A 2,301-nucleotide genomic window follows, 5' to 3' on the forward strand; every position below is an offset into this window, starting at 1 on the left:
CTTGTGTTTGAGCACAACCGTGAAGGTTGGGCCATCAGTATTAAAGGTAAAGCCATCCGCAGGGTATCCGTCGGATACTAATTCATATCCTTGCGCTTCTAACTTAGCGATTTCATCTTTCGTACTGTAGTTAGCCTTGCTACCAAACTTACCGTTAACGGTATCACTAGTGATAAGGGCATTGCCTTTATCCTGATCAACATAGTTAATGTGAACGACTTCATCGTTAGCATTGTAGGTAACCGTGACACTTGAATCTGGCGTGTCAGCCGTGGCAGTTTGTGAACCAACACTTGCCTTATCTGGAGTGTATCCCGTAATGGTTGGGGAAACAATTGAACCGAAGACAGCGTTCGTTGACGTCCAGTTACTGTAAGTTACCTTACCCGTTACTTCATCAAAGGTGGCCGTTCTGTTGAACGTAACCGTTTCAATGCGGTCCTCTGAAGCTTTACTACCGTCAGCGTAAACGTAGTGAACCGTTCTAGTGATGGTCTTGGTCAAGTCGGTCTTGCTAGTACCATCTGGATACTTTGGTCCAGTTGGGTTGTTTGGATCAACTGGTTGTCCTGGGTTTCCTGGATTATCCGGAGTAACTTCCTTGGTCTTGTGTTTCAAAACAACCTTGAAAGTTGGGTTATCAGTATTGAAGGTGTAACCATCACCTGGGAAGCCATCGGATACAAGTTCATATCCTTGGGCTTCTAGTTTAGCGATTTCTTCCTTCGTACTGTAGTCCGACTTAGAACCGAATTTCCCGTTCAAGCCATCAGTATGAATAACCTCGTTACCATTGTCTTGATCGATGTACTCAACTTGAGCCTTTTCATCGTTGGCATTGTAGGTAACGGTAACACTTCCGTCCGGTGTGTCAGCAGTGGCAGTTTCGGAACCAATACTTGCCTTATCAGGAGTGTATCCCGTAATGGCTGGTGAATCAATTGAGCTAAAGACCGCATTCTTAGTAGTCCAGTCGCCGTAGCTGATAACCTTGCCGGTAACTTCATCAAAAGTTGCTGTTCTTGTGAACGTGACGGTTTCAACTTTATCATCGGAAGCTTTACTACCGTCAGCATAGACATAATGCACGGTTCTGGTAATGGTCTTAGTTAGGTCATTTACACCAGTTCCGTCTGGATAATGAGGTCCGTCTGGATTGTTTGGATCCACTGGTTGTCCTGGGTTTCCTGGATTGTCCGGTGTAACAGTCTTGGTTCTGTGCTTCAAGACAACGGTAAAGGTTGGATTATCAGTATTGAAAGTAAAACCATCAGCGGGGTATCCGTCGGATACCAATTCGTAGCCCTTAGCTTCTAACTTGGCAATCTCATCTTTAGTACTGTAGTTAGCCTTGGTACCGAACTTACCGTTTAGGTCATCAAAATGAATAACATTGTTATTATCATCTTGGTCAACGTAGTTAACTAACGCCTTTTGTTCGTTGGCATTGTACGTAACAGTAACAGATCCGTCAGGTGTGTCAGCAGTGGCAGCTTCTGAACCAACACTTGCCTTATCAGGAGTGTATCCCGTAATGGCTGGTGAATCAATTGAGCTAAAGACCGCATTCTTAGTAGTCCAGTCGCCGTAGCTGATAATCTTGCCAGTAACTTGGTCGAAGGTTGCGGTTCTGTTGAACGTAACCGTTTCAACTTTATCATCAGCGGCCTTACTACCATCGGCATAAACGTAGTGGATGGTTCTCGTAATTGACTTGGTTAAATTATCTTTACTAGTTCCATCAGGATATTTTGGTCCGGTTGGGTTATTTGGATCAACTGGTTGACCTGGTTGACCAGGGTTATCTGGTGTAACCGTCTTGGTCTTATGTTTCAAAACAACGGTAAAGGTTGGATTGTCGGTATTGAAGGTATAACCATCAACAGGGTATCCGTCGGATACTAATTCGTAACCTTGAGCCTCTAACTTGGCAATTTCGTCCTTCGTAGTGTAACCAGACTTACTACCAAACTTACCAGTTAAAGCATCGCTATAAATAAGCTTGTTACCTTCGTCTTGATCGACGTAATTAACTTGTGCTTTTTCTTCGTTAGCGTTGTAAGTAACGGTTACAGATCCGTCTGGCGTGTCGGCTGTGGCAGTTTCTGAACCAACACTTGCTTTATCTGGAGTGTAGCCCGTGATTGCTGGAGAATCAACTTGTCCAAAGACAGCGTTAGTTGAAGTCCAGTTACTGTAAGTTAACTTGCCAGTTACTTCGTCAAAGGTTGCCGTTCTTGTAAACGTAACCGTTTCAACTTTGTCATCGGAAGCTTTGCTGCCATCAGCATAGACGTAGTG

1 protein-coding gene is annotated in these 2,301 nt (G+C 44.2%); it reads right to left on the reverse strand.

All coding sequences use genetic code 11. The features are described from left to right. Positions 1-2,301 (reverse strand): mucin-binding protein (locus AC6UD0_RS07130; RefSeq protein ID WP_500708657.1); only part of this gene is annotated, 2,301 nt, incomplete at both ends.

The sequence above is a fragment of the Fructilactobacillus sp. X7R9C1 genome (assembly GCF_059901005.1).